This window comes from Winogradskyella sp. HB-48 (assembly GCF_049942685.1).
Lineage (GTDB): Bacteria > Bacteroidota > Bacteroidia > Flavobacteriales > Flavobacteriaceae > Winogradskyella.
This window is the reverse complement of sequence record NZ_CP187934.1, coordinates 2,611,511-2,632,985: the sequence shown is the minus strand read 5'-3', so window position 1 is coordinate 2,632,985 and position 21,475 is coordinate 2,611,511. Positions and strand designations below refer to the sequence as shown.

At 34.1% G+C, this 21,475-nt stretch carries 23 protein-coding genes and 1 other RNA gene; 12 read left to right on the top strand and 12 right to left on the bottom strand.

Annotation, left to right across the window (positions count from 1 at the left end):
• Positions 1–4 precede the first annotated feature (4 nt).
• From rny to ACPX19_RS11915, 4 genes are all read right to left on the bottom strand, one after another.
• Entirely contained in the window at positions 5–1,582 is a 1,578-nt protein-coding gene (gene rny, locus ACPX19_RS11930) for a ribonuclease Y (RefSeq protein ID WP_426430232.1), read from the bottom strand.
• A 56-nt stretch (positions 1,583–1,638) separates the two neighbouring features.
• A non-coding RNA gene (gene ssrS / locus ACPX19_RS11925) (6S RNA) lies at positions 1,639–1,758 on the bottom strand.
• A 59-nt stretch (positions 1,759–1,817) separates the two neighbouring features.
• Positions 1,818–2,105, bottom strand: a complete 288-nt coding sequence (locus tag ACPX19_RS11920) for a cell division protein ZapA (protein WP_426430231.1) — start codon at positions 2,103–2,105, stop codon at positions 1,818–1,820.
• A 19-nt stretch (positions 2,106–2,124) separates the two neighbouring features.
• On the bottom strand, positions 2,125–2,415 hold the full coding sequence (locus tag ACPX19_RS11915) for a hypothetical protein (protein WP_426430230.1): 291 nt from the start codon (positions 2,413–2,415) through the stop codon (positions 2,125–2,127).
• Positions 2,416–2,594: 179 nt separating this feature from the next.
• Here ACPX19_RS11915 and ACPX19_RS11910 point away from each other — a divergent pair, with 179 nt between their 5' ends.
• The 3 genes from ACPX19_RS11910 to ACPX19_RS11900 all read left to right on the top strand — a co-directional run bounded on the left by ACPX19_RS11910 (position 2,595) and on the right by ACPX19_RS11900 (position 8,729).
• Complete coding sequence (locus ACPX19_RS11910) at positions 2,595–4,280, top strand: M23 family metallopeptidase (protein ID WP_426430229.1); 1,686 nt, start codon at positions 2,595–2,597, stop codon at positions 4,278–4,280.
• An 11-nt stretch (positions 4,281–4,291) separates the two neighbouring features.
• Complete coding sequence (locus tag ACPX19_RS11905) at positions 4,292–6,757, top strand: TonB-dependent receptor (RefSeq protein ID WP_426430228.1); 2,466 nt, start codon at positions 4,292–4,294, stop codon at positions 6,755–6,757.
• Between the two features lie 157 nt (positions 6,758–6,914).
• Positions 6,915–8,729 carry a T9SS type A sorting domain-containing protein gene (locus tag ACPX19_RS11900; protein WP_426430227.1) on the top strand — a complete coding sequence of 605 codons (1,815 nt, stop codon included), beginning with the start codon at positions 6,915–6,917 and terminating at the stop codon, positions 8,727–8,729.
• On the opposite strand, the gene ACPX19_RS11895 is transcribed toward ACPX19_RS11900, so the two are convergent.
• Positions 8,719–9,864, bottom strand: coding sequence for a cysteine desulfurase family protein (locus ACPX19_RS11895; RefSeq protein ID WP_426430226.1), 1,146 nt, complete (start codon positions 9,862–9,864; stop codon positions 8,719–8,721). The two genes, ACPX19_RS11900 and ACPX19_RS11895, sit on opposite strands and share 11 nt — an antisense overlap.
• 87 nt (positions 9,865–9,951) lie before the next feature.
• Here ACPX19_RS11895 and ACPX19_RS11890 point away from each other — a divergent pair, with 87 nt between their 5' ends.
• The gene (locus ACPX19_RS11890) at positions 9,952–10,881 is read left to right on the top strand and encodes a hypothetical protein (protein WP_426430225.1); all 930 of its coding nucleotides are present in this window, start codon (positions 9,952–9,954) and stop codon (positions 10,879–10,881) included.
• On the opposite strand, the gene ACPX19_RS11885 is transcribed toward ACPX19_RS11890, so the two are convergent.
• Together ACPX19_RS11885 and ACPX19_RS11880 are read right to left on the bottom strand one after the other, a co-directional pair.
• Complete coding sequence (locus ACPX19_RS11885; protein ID WP_426430224.1) at positions 10,878–11,435, bottom strand: Smr/MutS family protein; 558 nt, start codon at positions 11,433–11,435, stop codon at positions 10,878–10,880. The two genes, ACPX19_RS11890 and ACPX19_RS11885, sit on opposite strands and share 4 nt — an antisense overlap.
• Entirely contained in the window at positions 11,416–11,643 is a 228-nt protein-coding gene (locus ACPX19_RS11880) for a hypothetical protein (RefSeq protein ID WP_426430223.1), read from the bottom strand. Before ACPX19_RS11880 ends, ACPX19_RS11885 begins: the two co-directional genes overlap by 20 nt.
• A gap of 77 nt (positions 11,644–11,720) precedes the next feature.
• Here ACPX19_RS11880 and ACPX19_RS11875 point away from each other — a divergent pair, with 77 nt between their 5' ends.
• The gene (locus ACPX19_RS11875) at positions 11,721–12,020 is read left to right on the top strand and encodes a DUF2752 domain-containing protein (RefSeq protein ID WP_426430222.1); all 300 of its coding nucleotides are present in this window, start codon (positions 11,721–11,723) and stop codon (positions 12,018–12,020) included.
• Between the two features lie 11 nt (positions 12,021–12,031).
• Positions 12,032–12,364 (top strand): CCC motif membrane protein, encoded by a 333-nt coding sequence (locus ACPX19_RS11870; protein ID WP_426430221.1) that lies wholly within the window; start codon positions 12,032–12,034, stop codon positions 12,362–12,364.
• A gap of 65 nt (positions 12,365–12,429) precedes the next feature.
• Here the strand turns inward: ACPX19_RS11870 and rocD are convergent, their stop codons facing one another.
• The 3 genes from rocD to ACPX19_RS11855 all read right to left on the bottom strand — a co-directional run bounded on the left by rocD (position 12,430) and on the right by ACPX19_RS11855 (position 14,804).
• The gene (gene rocD, locus ACPX19_RS11865; RefSeq protein ID WP_426430220.1) at positions 12,430–13,707 is read right to left on the bottom strand and encodes an ornithine--oxo-acid transaminase; all 1,278 of its coding nucleotides are present in this window, start codon (positions 13,705–13,707) and stop codon (positions 12,430–12,432) included.
• 172 nt (positions 13,708–13,879) lie between these two features.
• Positions 13,880–14,266, bottom strand: a complete 387-nt coding sequence (locus ACPX19_RS11860; RefSeq protein ID WP_426430219.1) for a DUF6768 family protein — start codon at positions 14,264–14,266, stop codon at positions 13,880–13,882.
• On the bottom strand, positions 14,256–14,804 hold the full coding sequence (locus ACPX19_RS11855) for an RNA polymerase sigma factor (protein ID WP_426430218.1): 549 nt from the start codon (positions 14,802–14,804) through the stop codon (positions 14,256–14,258). Before ACPX19_RS11855 ends, ACPX19_RS11860 begins: the two co-directional genes overlap by 11 nt.
• Positions 14,805–14,967: 163 nt before the next feature.
• On the opposite strand from ACPX19_RS11855, the gene rlmD reads away from it, so the two are divergent.
• The 4 genes from rlmD (at position 14,968) to ACPX19_RS11835 (ending at position 18,308) form a co-directional block, all read left to right on the top strand.
• Positions 14,968–16,419, top strand: coding sequence for a 23S rRNA (uracil(1939)-C(5))-methyltransferase RlmD (gene rlmD / locus ACPX19_RS11850; protein WP_426430217.1), 1,452 nt, complete (start codon positions 14,968–14,970; stop codon positions 16,417–16,419).
• 3 nt (positions 16,420–16,422) lie between these two features.
• Positions 16,423–16,974 carry a DUF6452 family protein gene (locus ACPX19_RS11845; RefSeq protein ID WP_426430216.1) on the top strand — a complete coding sequence of 184 codons (552 nt, stop codon included), beginning with the start codon at positions 16,423–16,425 and terminating at the stop codon, positions 16,972–16,974.
• Positions 16,955–17,701, top strand: coding sequence for a DUF6048 family protein (locus ACPX19_RS11840; RefSeq protein WP_426430215.1), 747 nt, complete (start codon positions 16,955–16,957; stop codon positions 17,699–17,701). The genes ACPX19_RS11845 and ACPX19_RS11840 overlap by 20 nt, the downstream gene beginning before the upstream one ends.
• An 82-nt stretch (positions 17,702–17,783) precedes the next feature.
• Entirely contained in the window at positions 17,784–18,308 is a 525-nt protein-coding gene (locus ACPX19_RS11835; RefSeq protein WP_426430214.1) for a DinB family protein, read from the top strand.
• Here the strand turns inward: ACPX19_RS11835 and ACPX19_RS11830 are convergent.
• Complete coding sequence (locus tag ACPX19_RS11830; RefSeq protein WP_426430213.1) at positions 18,305–19,261, bottom strand: phosphoribosylaminoimidazolesuccinocarboxamide synthase; 957 nt, start codon at positions 19,259–19,261, stop codon at positions 18,305–18,307. The genes ACPX19_RS11835 and ACPX19_RS11830 overlap by 4 nt on opposite strands.
• On the bottom strand, positions 19,261–20,214 hold the full coding sequence (locus tag ACPX19_RS11825; RefSeq protein WP_426430212.1) for a PhoH family protein: 954 nt from the start codon (positions 20,212–20,214) through the stop codon (positions 19,261–19,263). Before ACPX19_RS11825 ends, ACPX19_RS11830 begins: the two co-directional genes overlap by 1 nt.
• Before the next feature lie 121 nt (positions 20,215–20,335).
• On the opposite strand from ACPX19_RS11825, the gene ACPX19_RS11820 reads away from it, so the two are divergent.
• Together ACPX19_RS11820 and ACPX19_RS11815 are read left to right on the top strand one after the other, a co-directional pair.
• Positions 20,336–21,172, top strand: a complete 837-nt coding sequence (locus ACPX19_RS11820) for an SAM hydrolase/SAM-dependent halogenase family protein (RefSeq protein ID WP_426430211.1) — start codon at positions 20,336–20,338, stop codon at positions 21,170–21,172.
• Between the two features lie 3 nt (positions 21,173–21,175).
• Positions 21,176–21,472 (top strand): putative quinol monooxygenase, encoded by a 297-nt coding sequence (locus ACPX19_RS11815; RefSeq protein WP_426430210.1) that lies wholly within the window; start codon positions 21,176–21,178, stop codon positions 21,470–21,472.
• Positions 21,473–21,475: the final 3 nt, after the last annotated feature.

Genomic DNA, 21,475 nt, shown 5'->3' with positions numbered 1-21,475 from the left:
TTTTTTATTTAGCAATATTCACAGCTCTAGTTTCTCTAATCACTGTTACTTTTACTTGCCCTGGATAGGTCATATCTGTTTGAATCTTTTGAGAAATCTCAAATGATAGGCTAGCAGCTCTTTCATCAGATACTTTTTCACTCTCTACAATAACGCGCAATTCTCTACCGGCTTGTATGGCATAGGCCTTTTTTACACCTGTAAATCCAAATGCTACATCTTCTAAATCTTTAAGACGTTGTATATATGAGTCCAATACCTGACGTCTCGCTCCAGGCCTAGCTCCAGAAATAGCATCACAAACTTGAATAATTGGCGATAAAAGTGTTGTCATTTCTATTTCATCGTGGTGAGCACCAATAGCATTACAAACTTCTGGTTTCTCACCATGTTTCTCTGCCCATTGCATACCTAAGATTGCGTGAGGTGTTTCCATATCTGCCTCAGAAGATGGCACCTTACCAATATCGTGTAATAAACCTGCTCTTTTTGCAAGCTTAGGATTTAAGCCTAATTCAGCTGCCATAACACCACAAAGCTTTGCCACTTCTCTAGAGTGTTGTAGTAAGTTTTGCCCATAAGAAGAACGATACTTCATGCGGCCAACCATTTTAATCAATTCTGGGTGAAGGCCGTGGATACCTAAATCAATAACTGTACGTTTACCAACTTCTATAATTTCTTGTTCTATTTGTTTTTGTGTTTTCTTTACAACCTCTTCAATTCTTGCAGGATGAATTCTTCCATCAGTCACTAATTTGTGAAGTGATAAACGCGCTACTTCACGTCTTACAGAATCAAAACAAGATAAAATTATAGCCTCTGGTGTGTCATCTACAATAATCTCGACTCCAGTGGCAGCTTCAATAGCTCTAATGTTTCTTCCTTCTCTACCAATGATTCTTCCTTTAACATCATCAGATTCTATGTTAAATACAGAAACGCAATTATCAATAGCTTCTTCTGTACCAATACGCTGAATAGTATTAATAATAATCTTTTTAGCTTCTTGCTGAGCCGTCATTTTCGCCTCTTCTAACCTATCCTGCACATAAGCCATAGCATCCGTTTTGGCTTCCTCCTTTAAAGATTCTACCAACTGTTCTTTGGCTTCTTCTGCTGAAAGTTGCGAAATGACCTCTAATTGTTTTATTTGGCTTTTGTGAGCTTTCTCTATCTCATCTTTCTTCTTTTCTAAAAATTCCAACCTAAAATCGTAGTCCTTTATTTTATCTTCTAGAGATTGATTTGATTTTTTAGCTTTAGAAAGCTCATTTGAGATTTGAGATTCTTTATCTCTAATACGTTTTTCGGCTTCAGCCATTTTTTTGTCCCTAGACAAAATCACTTTTTCGTGTTCTGCCTTAAGTTCAATAAACTTCTCCTTAGCCTGAAGTATTTTATCCTTTTTTAAGGCCTCTGCATCTGCATTAGCTTGCTTTAAAATTGATTTGGATTCGCTCTCGGCATTAGCAATTAACTTAGACGCCTTACCCTTCTCTAAAGACTTCGCAATAACGTAACCAAGTATTAATCCTAATACGACTCCTCCAACTATGTATAATATTGTGTTAGTGTCCATGTTTGATGTTTAGTTTAGTATATAAAAAAAGCCTACATCAGTTTTGAATTTTGTATAAACTCCTTAAAAACAAGTTTAGGGCTAACAAACTGATCAAGGATCTGCCCAAATACTAAAGTATTAGCAGCATGCTTTTACAATTCAAACTCACCCTTTTTAAAGAATTAACGTTGAGTTTATCAAAAAAATATAACTAATGTAGGCAGTAACCTTTTTATTTTAAAGAACGTACGAGTTAAATATGTTTGCTTAAAAGGTCATTCAAAGCTTCTAACTTTTCTTGTACCTCTTCATTAACATACTCTTTATCTATAGATTTTTGCTCTACTTGAGCTGCAAACTGTAAAGCACACATCGCCAACACATCTTGCTTATCTCTAACAGAGTAATTCTGCTCAAACTGACCAATCATCGCCTCAATTTTTTTGGTGGCTTTACGCAAACCTTCTTCTTGTTTAGGGTTTATTGTCAATGGATATACTCTATTGGCAATAGAAAGCTTAATTTTTAATTGATCTGACATCTAGTCTAAATTTACAACTTTATTCTGAGAGTTGAACTATACAATGGTCTATTTCTCTGATAAGTGCATTTATTTTGAGCTTTGTTTCTCGTTTATTTTCGTCACTACCAAGCATTGAATTTGCCATTTTGAGCGTTTCGTATTTATCAGCCCAAGAAGCAATCTCTTCTTGTTGCTCTAGAAGTTTTTGCTCTTGTTCTTCAAGCTGTTGAGACAATCTTGCATTTGTTTGTTTTAAGACTTCTTGCTTATGTAAAATCTTGCTAACCTTATTCTCTAAAGCATCAACAATTCCTTCTATTTTACTCATTTAAGTAATTCAATACTGTTGAAACAAATTTAACATACCTATTTAAAAAACACAATTCTTTTACAATTATTTTTATTTAACATAACAACTTAAAAATTAAACCGTTCAGAAAAATAATACAGATTTCTCGTTTGCAATTCGTATTCAATTTGATATTTTAGCTATAATAGTTACTCTATATGAAAAAATTTTTGCTTTTATTTTTTGTGACAAGTTCATTGTACTCTCAATCAGAATATCCTCAAGACTATTTTAGAAATCCTTTGGATATTACTTTAGTACTTTCAGGCACTTTTGCAGAATTGAGATCCGCACACTTTCATTCTGGACTAGATATAAAAACACAACAAAAAGTAGGCTTAAAAGTTTATGCGGCTGCCGAAGGATATGTTAGTAGAATAAAAATTTCTCATTACGGATATGGCAAGGCATTATATATAACTCATCCTAACGGCTATACGACAGTATATGCGCATCTTCAAAAATTTTCTGACCGCCTTGAAAAGTATATTAAGGATTGTCAATACGAAAAAGAAAGCTACGAAGTTGAAGTTTTTCCGAGTACTGAAGAGTTACTGGTTGCTTCAGGTGAAGTGATTGCCTATTCTGGTAACACTGGTGGTTCTGGTGGTCCACACCTGCATTTTGAAATCAGAGATAATCAAGAACGTCCAATGAATCCTATGCTTTTTGGAATAGACATTAAAGATTCTACACGTCCCTTTGTTTCGGCTGTTTATGCATATCCTAAAGATGAAAATGCAGTTATAAATGGAAAAAATGAACGAGTACCTCTACGTTTAATCCCACAACAAAATGGTGACTACGAAGTTGAGAAAATTACAGCTCACGGTAATATCGGATTTGGAATCACTTCTTACGACAAGCAAGATTTAGCTCCTAACAATAATGGCGTTAGTAACATTCAAACCTTTTTCAATGGCAACAAAAGTCTAGAAATAGATTTTAAACGCTTTAGTTTTGATGAAACCAAACACATTAAGCGCTTAATTGATTACGAATACCTTAAAACCAAGAATTCAAGAATTCAAAAATTATTTATAGAAGAGAATAATCCTTTGAGCCTTTACAAAGATACTTATGACAATGGTTATATTACCATTGAAGATAGTACTTCTTCAGTATTTAAAGTCCGTATAAGAGATTTTAAGGACAATGAAACTTGGGTTAACATCCCTATTAAAGGTAAATATGAATCCCTAGAAACTTCTGAATATATCCCATCTAATAAAACGAAAATTTATGCAGACCAATCTACAGAACTAAAATCTGGTTTGGTTACTGTAAACTTCTATAAAAACACAGTCTACGAAGATGTAGATATAGATTTTAGTGTAAGTTCTGACACACTTAATCTTCATGAAGACAACATTCCATTGCAAAAGAATTTTTACATCAATTACGATTTAAGTAATTATAAATCTGAAGATCTCGACAAAATGTTTATAGCTAAATTATATGGTTATTACAAAAAGCCAAGTTATGTAAGCACCACCCGAAAAGGTAATATCCTAAGTGCTGGAAATAACTCCTTCGGAACATACACTTTAGCTATGGATACAGTTGCACCAACTATAACACCAGTAAATTTTAAGGATAAGAAATGGTTAAGTAAGTATCGTTACCTTAAAGTAAAAATAGATGATGATTTATCTGGAATAAGCAAGTATAGAGCAACCGTAAATGGTAAATGGATTCTAATGGAGTACGATTATAAAACAAATATGTTAGTACATGATTTTAATGACAATATCGTTAAAGATACAAAGAATGATTTAAAGATAATTGTTACAGATAATGTTGGAAATAGTTCTACATTTGAAGCAACCTTTTTTAGAAAATAAAACTACACTCATTGAAACGCTTACTTTTTACACTCTTTCTTTGCCTACTGTTTAGTACACTATCTTTTTCACAATCTGCAATCATAAGAGGTGTTATTTTAGATGAGGCTAACCTTCCTATTGAAAACGTTAATATAAAAGTCTCTACTGGTGAAGGTACAGCTACAAATACAAACGGTTTTTATGAGCTAAGAATACCATCTGGTATTGAAGTGACCGTAGAATTTACGCATCTTGGTCACAAACGTGTTACACAAAAGTTTAATCTAAAAAATGGGCAGGAGTTGGAATACAACCCTGTAATGAAGGTTGAGGCCGAACAATTTGCGGAAGTTGTTATTACAACCAACACAAGACAAAATGAAGATGGAGTTGTTACCATATCTCCTAGAACACTAAGAACTATAAAAGGTGCCCAACCTGGTATAGAAAATATCCTTAAAACACTTCCTGGTGTTAATATCTCAAACGAGTTAAGCACACAATATTCGGTAAGAGGCGGAAACTTTGATGAGAATCTTGTGTATGTTAACGAAATTGAAGTTTACAGACCATTCTTAATTCGCTCTGGTAATCAAGAAGGACTTAGTTTTGTAAATACCGATTTAGTTTCAAATGTCGATTTTTCTGCTGGTGGTTTTCAAGCAAAATATGGTGATAAGTTATCGTCTGTATTAGATATCACCTATCGTAATCCATTGGATTTTGGGATTCGTGCAGATTTGAGCCTGCTTGGTGGGAGCGTTGCTGCAGAAACGGTTTCCAAAAATGGTAAGTTCTCAGGTATTGCTGGTGTTCGTTATAGAGATAATAGTTTAATTCTCAATAGCCTTGAAACCGAAGGTAATGTAGAACCTGTTTTTGCCGATGCACAAACTTATTTAACCTACCGCTTTTCGGATAAGTTTCATTTAAATTTCCTAGGGAATATTTCATTAAACAGATATAATTTTCAACCAGAAAACAGACAAACCAACTTCGGAACGTTGCAAGAACCCATAGCGTTATTAGTCTTTTATGATGGTAATGAAGAAGATGAATATCAAACCTATTTTGGTGCTTTAAAAGCCAACTACTTTGTAAATGAAGACTTAACATTAAAATTTATTGGTTCTGCGTACCATACCTTAGAGCAAGAGTATTTTGACATTTTTGCGCAATATAGACTTGGTGAGGTCAACACTAACATAGGTGATGAAAACTTAGGTGAAGTAGAATTTAGTGAAGGTATTGGATCGCAGTTAACACATGCTCGTAATGATTTAGATGCTTTTATAGTTAATGCAGAGCACAGAGGAGATTACAAGATAGATGAAGAATCTACAGTTGAATGGTCTGTAAAATATACACATGAAGACATTAGGGATCGACTTGTAGAGTATGAAATTATAGATTCAGCTGGTTTTTCCATTCGCCCACCAAACTTTAGCATCCCAAACCTTCAACCATACGAACCTTTTGAAGGTCCTCTAACGGCTTTTGAAAACATAAGAGCCCTTAACAGAGTAAAAATAGACAGAATGCAAGCCTTTGCTCAATATAGCAAACGTACCCAATGGGGAGACCATGATGTATTTTATAATGCTGGAGTGAGACTGCATAATTGGACTGTAAGTGGAGAAAATTTAGAAAATAAAACGCAAACTGTTTTTAGCCCAAGAGCTCAATTTGCTATAAAACCAGATTGGGATAAGGATATGCTTTTTAGAGTAGCTGGTGGTTTATACTACCAACCTCCGTTTTATAGAGAGCTAAGAGATTCTTCAGGTGTTGTACAGCCAAACGTAAAAGCTCAGAAGTCATTTCATTTGGTTATTGGTAACGAGTATAGTTTTAAGATTTGGGATAGACCTTTCAAGCTGGTTACAGAAGCCTATTATAAAGGTTTGTCTGATGTAAATAGCTATACCGTAGAAAACGTAAGAATTAGATATAGAGCTGATAATAATGCTAAAGCCTATGCCTATGGATTGGATATGCGTTTGAATGGAGAGTTTGTTCCAGGCACAGAATCTTGGTTTAGTTTTGGTTATCTCAAAACGGAAGAAAATATAGATAATCGTGGTTACATAGCCAGACCAACAGATCAACGTTTAAAATTTGGTGCTTTATTTCAAGATTATGTGCCCAACATGCCCGATTTAAAAATGTATCTTAACCTAGTTTATAATACGGGAGTTCCTGGTGGTTCCCCAAGTTATGCAGACCCATATGATTTTCAAATTAGACTCAGGGATTACAGACGTGCCGATTTAGGAATTTCACTAGAATTAGTAAACCCAACAAAAACTTATGATGCACATTGGAAAAAGAAATTTAGGGAACTCTCTATCGGTTTTGAGATTTATAACATGTTTAATAATCAAAACTCAATTACCAATACTTGGGTGAGAGATGTGTATACCAAACGTCAGTTTGCTATTCCTAACTTTTTGACACCAAGAGTATTTAACTTGAGATTGTCTGCTAGATTCTAGCATTTTTCAAAATATTCATAAAAATCTTCAAACTTTTAGCGAAACTGCTTAAATCCTCGTTATAATGCTACCTTACATTACGTAAAATTTATAAATTTGTAATTGTCTAATTCACTTTAGGTTACCCTACTAAGCTATAGTTATAAATTTATTAAGCATGAAAAATACCCTCATCGCATGCCTTTTACTATGTTTTAGTGCGGTTACTGCACAATCGGATTTATTTGTAAGTAATGGAAGTTACATCTTCGTAGATGGTACAGGATTTTCTAGTGGACTAAATGTTGCTCCGCTTTTCGTTACAGATGATGTAAACCTAGAAACCAACTCGCATATTTATTTACGTAACGAAGCGCAATTGCTCCAAGGCTCTGGTACTACAGGAAATTCAGGTCAAGGTGAATTAAGTGTTTATCAAAACGGAACGGTTAATCAATGGGCATATAATTATTGGTGCTCACCTGTTGGTGGAATATTGACAAATTCATTTGGCAACAATAATTTTAGAATAAACCAACTAGACGACCCACTTTTAGGAACTGTAGATTTAATAGATAGTAACGACAGTGCGTTTACCGCTGCATTTAACGGTACTGCTAATCCTTTATTGGTATCTACGCGATGGCTATGGATGTTTGTAAGTTCTAATCAATATAGCCAATGGATTCCAGCTGCTAGTCCTGGTAATGCAAATATAGATATAGCGCCTGGATTGGGATTTACTATGAAGGGCTCAGGTACGGGCCCAACAGGAAATACTGACTACGATTTTAGGGGAAAACCTAACAATGGAACTATTGGAAGCCCAGTTGCTGCCGGACAATTCACTTTAGTTGGTAACCCTTACCCAAGTGCAATGGATTCTGCTGCTTTTATTCATGATAGCGACAATGTTAATGCTATAGAAGCTACACTATATTATTGGGAACAAGATGGATCAGTTGCTTCACACGTGCTACAAGACTATGTAGGTGGCTATTATGAGTTTACAATCAATGCAGCTGGAACTGTGATTACAGATGTTCCTGCAGTATTTATGACTTATGACGAACAAGACAATCAATTTCCTTTACCAATACCTACCAATGGTATTAAAACTGCTGGAAGGTATATACCAATAGGACAAGGTTTTATGGTTGAAGGCCTTACTGGTTCAACTGGAACCGTGAGAGCTAAGAATTCGCATCGTGTTTTTGAAAAAGAAGGAGCGGATAGTTATTTCTTCAGAACAAGTAATCCAGGCTTAAATTATCAAGATAGTGGGCTTTCTTTAGTACCAGATGATTATAAACGTTTTAGAATTAATATAGACTTTACAGTTGGAGAAAATCAATATACAAGACAAGTAGTGCTCAATTTTCATGACTCTGCTACTCCTGGACATGATAGAGGTTTAGAACCAAAACGCGCAGATAGTTATGATACTGATGCTTACTTTCTTCTTGACGGGAAACAATATTCTGGTCAGGCCTATGCTTTTGATGAAGCACTTACAATCCCTTTAATTGTTGATATAGAAGAGCAACAGCCATTACGTTTTAGAATCTTCGATATTCAAAATTTTGATGATTCTCAAGGTATTTATATACACGATATTCAAGATAATCTTTACGTTGACTTAAGAACCCAAGATTACGACTTAAACATAGAGCCAGGAAACTATACAGATCGTTTTGAAATTGTATTTACACCTGGCCAGGCTCTAAGTATTGATGACTTTGAAGTAAGTGATTTAACGATTCGTCAGGATAATAATATTCAACAATTATCTGTAATTAACCCAAATGGCTTAGACGTAAAAGCAATTGAAGTTTTTGATGTCGCTGGTAAACGAATGCTTAATCAAGCTTATGATTCTGTATCTAACCGTTACCAATTATCAACTGTAGATTTAAGTGATGGTGTGTATATTGTTAATGTAACTTCAAAAGTCAATACTGTAAAATCTGAAAAGATAATTGTTAAGCACTAACAATATCTTTTAGAACATTTACGGTATAATCAATGTCTTCTTTTGTTGTAAAAACACTAAAGGAAAAACGGACAGAAGGATACTTTAATTTGTCTTTATCTAGAATTTCTGTAAGCACATGAGATTGCTGACTGCTTCCACTTTGGCATGCACTACCTTTAGAGCATGCAACACCTTTAAGGTCTAGTTGAAATTGAAGCATAGGGGCTTTTGATGGTTCCAGAGGGAGGCAAACATTCACTAATGTGTATGTACTCTTCGTATTGTCTTCGCATCCACCATTAAAACTTACATTCTGTACAGCTGATTTTAACTGATTTATAAAATATGATTTAATGGAAGTGATTTGTTCTCTTTCATTATCAAGATTGCCATAAGCTATTTTTAAAGCTTCGTCCATACCAACAATATTATGTATAGACTCTGTACCTGCCCTATGGCCTCTCTCCTGCTCACCACCAAAAATTAAAGGTTTTAATCCAGATTCTTTTCTAACAAAACAGAAGCCAACACCTTTAGGCCCATGAAATTTATGTGCACTAGCTGCAAAAAAATTGATTGGTATTGCTTGTAAATCTAATTTAAAATGACCAACAGATTGCACACAGTCTGAATGAAACAGAGCCTTATTTTCTTTACATAACTTAGCAACACGTTCTATATCTAGAACATTTCCTATTTCATTATTCACATGCATTAAGCTTACAATCGCTTGTTCAGAATTTTTCAATAAACTTTCAAGATGCGTGTAATCTATCATTCCGCATCCATCAAGATTAACATAGCTTAACTTAACATTATATTCTAGCTGTAATTGCTCTGCTGTGTGTAAAACTGCATGATGCTCTATTTTTGAAGTAATAATTTCAGTGACACCTAAATCTCTAACAGCACTTCGCAATGCTAAATTATCGGCTTCTGTACCTCCAGAAGTAAAAACAATTTCAGAAGCAGACACATTAAAATAACCTGCTATATTCTTACGACATTGTTCTAAAAGTGCTTTAGCCGAACGTCCAAAACTATGCGTAGAAGAAGCATTACCATAACTATTAGCAAGAACTTCTGTCATACGATTTATCACTTCTGGTCGCAAGGCTGTTGTAGCCGCATTATCTAAATATACTTGCTTCATGCTGCAAAAATATTGCAAATAAAATTATTTAGATAATGCAACGTTATAATTTTACAAATCCCTTATTTTTGTTCAAAATGTAAGCTTATGACGCGTCCGCTTTATATAATTTTTGTCCTTCTATTTTTAACAACTTGTGATGATGGTGACATCATTACTGTAGACTTAGAATTTGATAAAGAATTAGATTTATGCTCCAACAATACTGAGTCTTTTCTTATTTACGATACAAGACAAGATCCCAACGAATCTTTATCTCTAATTATTCCCAGGAGTAATAATGAAGAATATCCGTTTACAGAGCCTACCCCTATTGATGAACCGACAGCATTTACTATAAACGGATCATCTATTCGATTTCTATATAGGTCTTATAATAGAGCACTTGCTAGCGATGAACTGTGTAGCCTTATACCTCCTTCAGATTTAATTATTATCAACCCTTATGAAGCACCTTCTGGTACAGCGTTTGCAACTGTTACCATTGAAGATGATGACAATGATGGGATTCCATCGGATTTGGAAGGTAGAGGTGAAATGGACGGAAATGGCAACTATCCAAATGCTCAAGATAGTGATGGAGATGGAATACCCGATTATTTAGACCAAGATGATGATAACGATAACGTACCAACCATAAGTGAGATAGATACTGATGATTTAGATGGTGATGATGATCCGACAACAAACCCATTAGATACCGATGGTGACGAAACTCCTGACTATTTAGATGAAGACGACGATGGTGATGGGGTAAATACTATTTTAGAAGATGCAGACCAAGACAAAAATCCTCGAAACGACCTTAATGTTGGCCCTGATGGTGTTACAATATTGCCTCATTATTTGAATACACTAGAAGTGAATGATTATGGTAATCCAGGTTTAACAGATAATAATACGTATACAAGAACTGTTACGGTTAATTTTTTAATTGATAATTTTAACCTAGATATTTTATCTGCTGATGAAATAGATTTTGGTACTTTAACCTACTCTTTCAATTTACCTGATTAAGGTTCTATATTCTGAAAAATTCTAACTTCAGTAGCGCCTATGCCATAGGTTTTGTAGTCAGCATCGTAAAACTGAACATTGTTATAACGACCTAAAAGTGTTTCGAGCTCTTGTCTAAGCACGCCTTCACCTACTCCATGAATAAACACCATTTTTGGGATACGCTTACGAATGGCAAATTCTAGTTGTTGTCTAGCAGCATCTAATTGTAAATTTATCATGTCAAAATTAGTCATGCCTTTTGTAGAATCCGTAAGCTGATGTATGTGTAAATCTACTTCAAATTTTGGTGTATGACGCTCTTTTGGTTTTACTGACTGTGAAGTTTTTCGTTTAGGAATTTCCTTTTCTTTTATTATAGTTTCTATATCCGCATCGTATATTGCATTATCTAACGTTTTATTTGAAGATATAAGTACTAATTCGTTTTCTTCAAACTGAAACTCAAAACCATTAGCATCTTCTATGGTAATGGTAGTTCCAGAAACACGCTTCACAGTTCCTGTTATGGCATCATCTATTGTTTCAACAATATCACCTCGCTTCATCTTCATCAATTGGTTCAGATTTTACGAAAGATTCACTTTCTTGTTTGTCGTACTTACTCGGAATGTTTCTAGATATTCTATAAATACCAAACATTAATAATATTATACCACCTGTTAATAGATAGGTATTTTGCTTTACTCCTGCTTGTGCATATATTGCCACAATACCTCCACTTAATACACAAATAAGATTAATAAGTTTTGAAATACTCATTTTACATCAAATAGCTATATACAAAAATAAGGATAAGGGAATCATTTTAAGTAAATGTAAATTATTAAATTAGCTCCATGCATCTATTAATAAAAAGTATTGAAGATTATATGCTGCCCTGCATGTGGAAGAAGACATTTAATGTTGATTGCATGGGCTGTGGAATGCAAAGGTCTATAGCTCTAATATTAAAAGGTGAACTCATTGCTGCCTTTTATATGTATCCTGCTATATACACTCTTATATGCATGTTTATTTTTTTTATATTTCATTTAAAGTTTCATTTTAAAAATGGACATAAAATTATTTTAGGACTATTTATATTAAATATTAGTATTATTGTAACTAGTTTTTTAATGAAACATCTTAACTCTTAAAATTAACACTTATGGAAAAACAAATGTTACCTAATGCAACTTTAGCTCTCGTAATGGGAATATTATCAATAATAGGATGCTGTTGCTACGGTTTACCTGGATTAGTTTTTGGTATTGTTGCGATTATTGTTGCCAGCAAAGCTGAAAAAGTTTACAAAGAAAATCCGGAAAATTATTCAGGAATTGGAAATGTAAAAGCCGGAAAAATCATGGGAATTATAGGAGTTGTTTTAAGTGTATTAATGACCATATATATTGTATGGATATTTTCATATTTTGGATGGGAAGCTATGCAAGACCCTGAATTACTTCAAGAAAGAATGAGAGAAATGATGGGACAATAATATTCATTTGGTTAATAAAAAAGCGATTCAATTAGAATCGCTTTTTTTATGAATGAAAATTGATTTTATTCAAACTCTTTTAAAGTCTTATTAATTATAGACACACAGTCTAATAATTGATCTTCAGTCATCACTAAAGGTGGTGCAAATCTAATAATATTACCATGTGTTGGTTTTGCCAATAACCCATTATCTCTAAGTTTCAAACAAATATTCCAAGCAGTATCACTGTCTTCATCATCATTAATCACAATAGCGTTAAGTAAGCCTTTACCTCTAACAGAACTTACAATGGTACTGTCTTTAATGTATTTGTTCATTTCAGCTCTAAAAATCTTACCTAGATAATCTGCGTTTTCAGCTAAATTTTCTTCTTTCACTACTTCTAAAGCCGCTATAGCAACAGCTGCTGCTATTGGATTTCCACCAAATGTACTTCCATGGTTACCTGGTTGAATTACATTCATAATGTCGTTACTCGCCATGACAGCAGATACAGGGTATAAACCACCACTTAATGCTTTACCCAAAACTAAAACATCTGGTTTAACATCAGGTGTTCTTGAACAATCTTTCTTTTCACAAGTACAATTTCCACAAGTAGCTAATAACCTACCTGTGCGCGCAATACCTGTTTGTACCTCATCAGCAATGAAAAGGACATTATATTTTTCGCAAAGAGCCTTTGCTTCTTTTAAGTAGTTATCACTAGGCACATAGACACCTGCTTCACCCTGAATTGGTTCTACTAAAAATCCAGCCACATTTGGGTTTGAACTCAAAACACCCTCAAGCTCCTTTAAATTATCATATTCAACCTTTATAAATCCATCCATATAAGGTCCAAAGTTTTTGCGAGCCACAGGGTCATTGGAAAAGGATATGATAGTTGTTGTTCTTCCGTGGAAATTGTTTTTACAAACAACAATCTCTGCTTTGTTTAAGTCAATTCCTTTTACCTCATAGGCCCATTTTCTACAAAGTTTTAAAGCGGTTTCAACAGCTTCTGCCCCAGAGTTCATAGGTAGCATTTTATCAAACTTAAAATACTCTGTTGCATACTTCTCATAACGTCCGAGCATATCATTATAGAAAGCTCTTGATGTTAGTGTTAACCGCTGAGCTTGCTCTGTCATTGCATTGACAATTTTCGGATGACAGTGTCCTTGGTTTAAAGAGGAATATGCAGATAAAAAATCGTAATATTTTTTACCTTCTACATCCCAAACATAAACGCCTTCTCCTTTGCTTAATACTACTGGTAAGGGATGATAATTCTGAGCACCATATTTATTTTCTAGTGCCATCGCCTCTTGAGACGAAATGTGGTCTAAAACAGCCATTTTAATAAATTTTTAATATTGAAAAAATAACCATTCCTGCTCTACCTTTATTCTTTCGAAGACTTTGCGTACCCATGTTTTGAAGTTATGGTGAAGCCCTGAAAAAGCAGCGTGGGAGAGAAATCATCCCTAGATGCATGCAAATTAATAAAATATCTAATGGATTGAAAATTTACTCTGAGATTTTTGAAGATAAAGAAGATATCTGAAGTTCCAATCGCTTTATTTCTCTTGTTAAGGCGTTTTTATGGATTTGCATCCAAGCATAAATCTTAAACATACTCATTAGCACAAAACAAAAAAAGAATCCCGCTATCCACAACATAAGATCATTGGTTTTTTCAACATCAAATGTTTGGATAAGACAATAAATAGCTAGTACTAGTGCAATAACATTTACTGCATTCATAACTAAAACCATCCATGAGTTTTTTCCTTTGTACAAACCACTTATCATTTGCCATAGATTTTGTTCGTCTAAATCATCATAAAATTTTGCTTCTTCTTCTGTTAATGTTTCTTTGATTAATTGATCAATGTCTTCCATTTTAGTTTTCATAATATTTGTGTTTTAAAGTTTTCTTTAATTTTTCCCTAGCATGAAATAGCCTAGATTTTGCAGTACCAACCGAAATTTCTAATATTTCACTTATTTGTTTTAAACTGTATGATTCTATGTAAAAGAGTCTAACGACTGCTTTTTGATCTAGTGGCAGTTCGTTTACACATCTTAAGAGTAATTTTTTTAAGTTATCATTTTCAGTATAATGTATATCATCACCTTTTATATCTTGATTAAAACCTAAACTGTTTCTTTCCTTCGCTCGTAGCCGCAACCAATCTGTCGATGTATTACATACAATTCGATAAGCCCAGTACTTAAATTGTTCAGGTTGTTTGAGAGTACCTATTTTTTTAATTATGATAGTCCAACTTTCTTGGGCTATATCCTTTGCAACATCTTTATCCTTAACCAACCAATACGCTTTATCACAAAATAGTTTATGCCAACGTTTTACAAGAGTTGCTAGGGCATAATTATCCCCTTTTAGATATGATCTTACCAAATCGGCATCTATATTTTTATTTGAGTTCAAATTGTTATGGCTGTTTTATACCCTAAAGACGAAGAATAAATAAAAAGGTTCATTATTTTCTGAAAAAAGATAAATACATTACTAATTACTTAATAAATATAACCTAAAATATGAGTACTAAATTTGGGGTATCTACATATATTTGCACTCTAAAATACAATTCATGCCAAGACGGGAACGAAACAAATTTGTTAATCGCGGAGAAATTATTGAAATCTTAATTGAAGATTATGCTTTTGGTGGCAAAGGTATTGGCCGCATTAGAAATGATCATGGTGAGTTTGTAGTTTTTGTACCCAACACATTACCTGGACAATTAGTAAAGGCTCAAGTTACCAAATCGAGCAAAAAATATGCTGAATGTAAACTTTTAGAAGTTTTAAAACCTTCAGAAGATGAAGTAGAAATGCCATATCAAGATATTCCTGGTGCACCATATATTCAGCTTCCAATTAATAAACAACATCAATACAAAAAGCAAAGTACTTTAGAACTTTTTAAACGTATTGGAAAGGTAAAGGATATTGAATCCAAGTTTGATGAGTTTGTAAGCTCTCCGAATACATTTCATTACCGCAATAAAATGGAATATGGTTTTTCTGCTATTGGTTTTGATCGTGAAGCAAATACGGATGTGGATGAATTTACACTAGGTTTTAAACGTCGAGGTCTTTGGTGGTGTGGAGATAACTTAAATAGCGATTCCGGTCTATTTGATGCTGAAGTAGAAAACCATCTCAAAGACATTAGAACGTATTGTAAAAATTCAGGTTTAGCACCTTGGCATGGACCAAAAAAGGAAGGCTTCTTTCGTTATTTTGTAGTTAGAAAATCTTACAAAACAAATAAATTACTTTTTAATCTTGTAACGACTTCTAACAATTTAGATCAGTTTGATTTAGATGCTTTTGCTAACTATTTAGTTGAATTATTTGGAAATAGAGTTGCCGGATTACTTCACACAATTAATGATGAAATTGGAGATAGAACCATTGCAACAACTGGAAGCGTTACTCTTGTTTACGGCGAAGATAAAATCGTTGAAGAATTATTAGGACTCAATTTTGAAATCAGTATGAAAAGCTTTTTTCAAACTAATCCTAAGTGTGCCGAAAAACTTTATTCTAAAGTAGTTGACTACGCCTTAGAAAATAAGGAGGCTATAGATAATACCATCGTTTTAGATTTATTCTGCGGAACTGGAACCATAGGACAGATTGTTGCCAGTAAAGCACATAACACAAAAATAGTCGGTGTAGACATCGTAGCTTCCGCTATCGAAGATGCAAAAGAAAATGCGAAGCGAAATAATATTAATGGTCTAGAATTCTATGCGTCAGATGTTGGTAAGTTCTTAACGGACCATCCTGAATATCAAAATAATATACGAACAATTATTTTAGATCCTGCCAGAGCGGGTATTGCACCAAAGACACTAAACAAAATAATAAATCTCAACGCAGACCGTTTGGTTTATGTATCTTGTAACCCAGCAACTCAGGCTAGGGACACAGAGCAATTAAACCTTGCTGGATATCAACTAAAAAAGTTAAGTTTGGTAGACCAATTCCCGCATACAGCTCATATCGAAACTGTGGTGTTATTTGAAAAATAATTAATGAAAAAGTTAAAATTCATATTTCTCTTACTTTTAGTGGCGCTCATTAGTTGTGAACGCGACGACATTTGTGCAGAAAGCACACCAACCACTCCCAGACTTTTGGTTGAGTTTTATGATATTAATGACCCTCATGAACTTAAAACAGTTACACGTTTAACAGTATATGGTGAAGGTTTAGCAGATAATCCAACAGATGACAATACAGAGGGCACATTAGTTTACAACACCAACTCTATCGATTTGGAACTACCACTAATAATTGAAAATGAAGGCGAAATTACGACATCTCGATTTATTCTCGAAAAAGATACGAATTTGAGATTAGACAGTAATGTTAGCACAAATTCTAACATTGATGTTATTGAAATTGAATACACCACAACCTTCGAATATGTATCTAGAGCATGTGGCTATAAAAGTGTCTTTAATTTAATAAACGTTACAGTAAATCCTGACCAAGATGATAACGATTTATGGATTCAGAATGAGGAAATATTAGAATTTTTAGTAGAAAATGAAAACACAGTACATGTACGCATCTTACATTAAAAGTATTATTCTGTTGTTATTGTTTTCTACAATGGCAATGGCTCAAGAAGAAAAGAAAAAAACTGTAAAGGATACCTTAATCTATAAACAAAAATATGGACTACGTTTAGGTGCCGATATTAGCAAACTTGCTCGTACTTTTTTTGATGATAATTATACTGGTTTTGAAGTTATGGGTGACTATCGCCTAACTAAAAAAATATATTTAGCTGGTGAGATTGGAAATGAAGAGCGCACAATAGAAAATGAGGTTTTAAGCAACACAACTAAAGGAAGCTATTTTAAAGGTGGGATTGATCTTAACTTTTATAAAAACTGGCTAGACATGGAGAACATGATCTACGTTGGTTTTAGAGGTGGTGCCAGTACATTTAGTCAAACACTAAATAGTTACAGAATTTATGATGTTAATCATCAATACTGGAATGACGATTTATTTACAGTAGAAGAAGGAACGGAGTTTTCTGGTTTAACCGCAATTTGGGCTGAGATTATCATTGGCATTAAAGCCGAGGTTTTCAATAACTTCTATGCTGGTATCAATGCCCAACTTAAAGGTTTGATTACTGAAACTGCTCCTAATAATTTTGAAAATCTCTACATACCTGGTTTTAATCGCACTTATGATAGTGGTCGTTTTGGTGTTGGCTTTGGTTTTAACCTATCGTACTTGGTGCCAATCTTTAAGAAAGATAAAATCGTGATTCAGGAAAAAGAAGAGGAATAATAGCTGTTGGTTAAAAAAATAATTCCATAGCTAAACAACTAAACATTTTTTTCTATCTTTTCTTTATCTAAACGGAACACATATGGATAAAGAAGAAATTGCTGAACTTATTGATGCCAAGCATTCCGAGTTAATTCATTGGCTAGAGCAACAACCTATAGACGCTTGGACTCAAGGTCCTGAAGGTAAATGGACACAAGGGCAACAGGCATTACATTTATTGCAAAGTATTGTTCCTCTTAATAATGCTCTAAGTCTTCCCAAATTCTTAATTCGATATAAATTTGGAAAAGCCAATCGGCCTGTTAGAGATTATGATAGCATCGTTAACCGTTACCACGAACGGTTGAAAGACGCAAAAGGAAAGACCTTTAAAGGTTCGCAGAACATGAAAGTTCCTACCGTTAATGAAAAGCAGTATATCCTCAATCGCCTACAAACCGAAAGCAAAAAACTGCAATACAAGACCAAAAAGATTAGCGATAAAAATTTAGATACTTTAATCTTACCGCACCCTTTGATGGGTAAAATGCCCATTCGAGAAATTATTATGTGGACCGCACATCATGTTGAGCATCATATGGAGACTTTGAAAACCAAGTATTAACTAGTCAAATACTCCAAAACATTAGCCTCTATCCTACTCTGAATATCAGACACATCTGCTTTAACAAAAGTTTCCCCTGTGATATTTTCATATAGCTCAATGTAACGATCACTTACAGTTTCAATATAGGCATCGCTCATAAAAGGCACTTGCTGGCCTTCTTTACCTTGAAAACCATTAGCAATTAACCATTGGCGTACAAACTCTTTAGACAGCTGTTTTTGGGGCTCGCCTTTATCTTGACGTTCTTGGTAACCGTCGGCATAAAAGTATCGTGACGAGTCTGGCGTGTGGATTTCATCAATGAGAACAATTTTTCCATCCTTGGTTTTCCCAAATTCGTATTTGGTATCTACCAAAATTAAACCACGCTCGGCAGCAATTTTAGTTCCTCGTTGAAATAGTTTTCTGGTATAATCTTCTAAAACAATGTAGTCTTCTTCAGAAACAATTCCTCGTTTTAAAATATCTTCTCGAGAAATATCCTCATCATGGTCACCTTTTTCCGCTTTGGTTGCTGGTGTAATAATTGGCTTAGGGAATTTATCATTCTCTTTCATGCCTTCGGGCATAGGTACTCCACAAAGTAAGCGCTTACCTGCTTTATATTCCCTAGCGGCATGTCCCGACAAATAACCACGAATGACCATTTCCACTTTAAAAGGCTCACACAAATGACCAACAGCAACATTAGGATCTGGAGTGGCTACCAACCAATTTGGGACCAAATCTTCGGTATCTTTCATCATTTTAGTTGCAATCTGATTTAGGATTTGCCCCTTATAAGGAATTCCCTTCGGCATCACCACATCAAAAGCACTTAATCTATCAGTAGCAATCATTACCAATTGCTCATCATTAATGTTGTAAACCTCTCTTACTTTTCCTTTATAAACGCTTTTCTGGTTTGGAAAATTAAAGTTGGTATCTGTAATTGTGTAATTTTCACTCATTAATCTCTGTTTTCTATACTCTTATATGCCGCAATCACCTGCTTCACTAACTTATGGCGAATAACGTCTTTATCATCTAAGTAAACCATGCCTATACCCTCAATATTTTTTAATACTAAAAGCGCCTCTTTTAATCCAGAAATGGTACGACGTGGTAAATCCACCTGACCGGGATCACCTGTTAATAAAAACTTGGCATTTTTACCCATCCTTGTTAAGAACATCTTCATTTGTGCGTGCGTTGTATTCTGACCTTCATCCAAAATTACAAAGGCATTATCTAAAGTACGACCACGCATAAAAGCTAATGGCGCAATCTGAATTATACCTTTTTCGATATGGCTTTCAAGTTTTTCATGTGGTATCATATCACGCAAGGCATCGTACAATGGCTGCATATAAGGATCCAATTTCTCTTTTAAATCACCAGGTAAAAACCCTAAATTCTCACCAGCCTCCACAGCTGGTCGCGTCAAAATAATGCGCTTTACTTCTTTGTTTTTAAGCGCCTGAACTGCTAGAGCTACACCAGTGTAAGTCTTACCGGTACCAGCAGGTCCAATGGCAAAAACCATATCATTTTTACGAATGCTTTCTACCAATTTTCTTTGATTAACCGTTTGTGCCTTTATCAGCTTTCCGCCAACACCATGTACTATAACCTCACCACTCGTTTCAGAAGTTGTATAATCTTCACTACTATTACTTGTAAGTACTCTTTCTATAACATTTTCATCGAGCTTGTTGTACTTTCCAAAATGCTTCATAAGCATCATCATTCTGGTATCAAACTCTTCAAGTAGGTCTTCATCACCGTAGGCTTTGATTTTATTACCTCGGGCAACAATTTTAAGTTTCGGAAAATATTTCTTTAATAGTTCAATATTGGCATTATGGGCACCGAAGAATTCTTTTGGGGTAATTTCTTCTAACTCTAGAATAAGTTCGTTCAAAAGGCTAATGAATTTAGTGTGTTAATCTGTTTTCTTTTCTTAGTTTTGTGTAACGTTTGTGTACAAACAAATCTAACAATTTTACAACCTCAATTCTAAAAAAAATATCAACAATTAATCCATGGCAATTATCACTTTAACCACTGATTTTGGAGAAAAAGATCACTTTGCTGGTGCGATTAAAGGAGCTATTTACAGTGAATTGCCAGAAGTTAGAATTGTGGATATATCGCATTCTGTTTCCCCATTCAATATTTCAGAAGCAGCTTATATTATCCTAAATGCTTACAGTAGTTTTCCAAAAGGAACCATTCATATCATAGGGATTGATTCTGAATTAAACCCTGAAAATAAGCATATTGCAGTTAGTTTAGACGACCATTACTTTATATGTGCTAACAATGGTATAATGAGTATGATTTGTGCTGAAATCGCACCAGAAAAAATAGTTGAAATAAATATCCATGATAAAATTGAAACCAATTTTCCGGTTCTGGATGTCTTTGTAAAAGTCGCATGCCATATTGCCAGAGGCGGGACACTTGAGGTTATTGGAAAAGTTATTAACACTATTAAACCTATCAAAAATTTGAATCCGTTTGTTAATGACGACAAAAATCAAATTATCGGAAGCGTTATTTATATAGATAATTACGGTAACGTGGTTACAAACATAAAAAAGAAGTTTTTTGAAGAGATTCAAAAAACACGAGAGTACGAAATCTCAGCTCGAAACCATAAGTTTAAAAAGATTTACAGTAAGTATAGTGATATCGTAAATTTTGAAATAGAAGAGTCCAAACGCAATGATGAAGGTAAAGGTCTAGTTGTTTTTAATTCTTCTGGATATTTAGAAATCGCTGTATACAAAAGTAATTGTAGCACAGTTGGTAGTGCTTCTACTCTGATGGGTTTAAAAACAATGGACACCGTGACTGTTAACTTTTTAAAATCTTAGTTAGTGTTAGTAAGAATTGTAAAAATGAGTTTTGAACCGTCAAAAATTGAAGAATTCTTGGCTAATTTTGAAACTAATAAACATAAGATTAGAGCCTTTGAAGGATGCAATTTTTTAGAATTATATCGCGACCAGAACAATACCAATATCTTTTTTACGTATAGTTATTGGAATTCTGAAAATGATTTGAATAATTATAGACATTCTGATTTATTTAAAAGTGTTTGGTCCAAAACCAAACCTTTGTTTAACGCTAAACCTGAGGCTTGGAGTGTAGATAAACTTCATAGTCTTGAATAAAAT

Coding starts and splice junctions, on each gene's coding strand:
- rny (WP_426430232.1), bottom strand. CDS start 1,582: ATGGACACTAACACAATATTATACATAGTTGGAGGAGTCGTATTAGGA.
- ACPX19_RS11920 (WP_426430231.1), bottom strand. CDS start 2,105: ATGTCAGATCAATTAAAAATTAAGCTTTCTATTGCCAATAGAGTATAT.
- ACPX19_RS11915 (WP_426430230.1), bottom strand. CDS start 2,415: ATGAGTAAAATAGAAGGAATTGTTGATGCTTTAGAGAATAAGGTTAGC.
- ACPX19_RS11910 (WP_426430229.1), top strand. CDS start 2,595: ATGAAAAAATTTTTGCTTTTATTTTTTGTGACAAGTTCATTGTACTCT.
- ACPX19_RS11900 (WP_426430227.1), top strand. CDS start 6,915: ATGAAAAATACCCTCATCGCATGCCTTTTACTATGTTTTAGTGCGGTT.
- ACPX19_RS11895 (WP_426430226.1), bottom strand. CDS start 9,864: ATGAAGCAAGTATATTTAGATAATGCGGCTACAACAGCCTTGCGACCA.
- ACPX19_RS11890 (WP_426430225.1), top strand. CDS start 9,952: ATGACGCGTCCGCTTTATATAATTTTTGTCCTTCTATTTTTAACAACT.
- ACPX19_RS11885 (WP_426430224.1), bottom strand. CDS start 11,435: ATGAAGATGAAGCGAGGTGATATTGTTGAAACAATAGATGATGCCATA.
- ACPX19_RS11880 (WP_426430223.1), bottom strand. CDS start 11,643: ATGAGTATTTCAAAACTTATTAATCTTATTTGTGTATTAAGTGGAGGT.
- ACPX19_RS11875 (WP_426430222.1), top strand. CDS start 11,721: ATGCATCTATTAATAAAAAGTATTGAAGATTATATGCTGCCCTGCATG.
- ACPX19_RS11870 (WP_426430221.1), top strand. CDS start 12,032: ATGGAAAAACAAATGTTACCTAATGCAACTTTAGCTCTCGTAATGGGA.
- rocD (WP_426430220.1), bottom strand. CDS start 13,707: ATGGCTGTTTTAGACCACATTTCGTCTCAAGAGGCGATGGCACTAGAA.
- ACPX19_RS11860 (WP_426430219.1), bottom strand. CDS start 14,266: ATGAAAACTAAAATGGAAGACATTGATCAATTAATCAAAGAAACATTA.
- rlmD (WP_426430217.1), top strand. CDS start 14,968: ATGCCAAGACGGGAACGAAACAAATTTGTTAATCGCGGAGAAATTATT.
- ACPX19_RS11845 (WP_426430216.1), top strand. CDS start 16,423: ATGAAAAAGTTAAAATTCATATTTCTCTTACTTTTAGTGGCGCTCATT.
- ACPX19_RS11840 (WP_426430215.1), top strand. CDS start 16,955: ATGTACGCATCTTACATTAAAAGTATTATTCTGTTGTTATTGTTTTCT.
- ACPX19_RS11835 (WP_426430214.1), top strand. CDS start 17,784: ATGGATAAAGAAGAAATTGCTGAACTTATTGATGCCAAGCATTCCGAG.
- ACPX19_RS11830 (WP_426430213.1), bottom strand. CDS start 19,261: ATGAGTGAAAATTACACAATTACAGATACCAACTTTAATTTTCCAAAC.
- ACPX19_RS11820 (WP_426430211.1), top strand. CDS start 20,336: ATGGCAATTATCACTTTAACCACTGATTTTGGAGAAAAAGATCACTTT.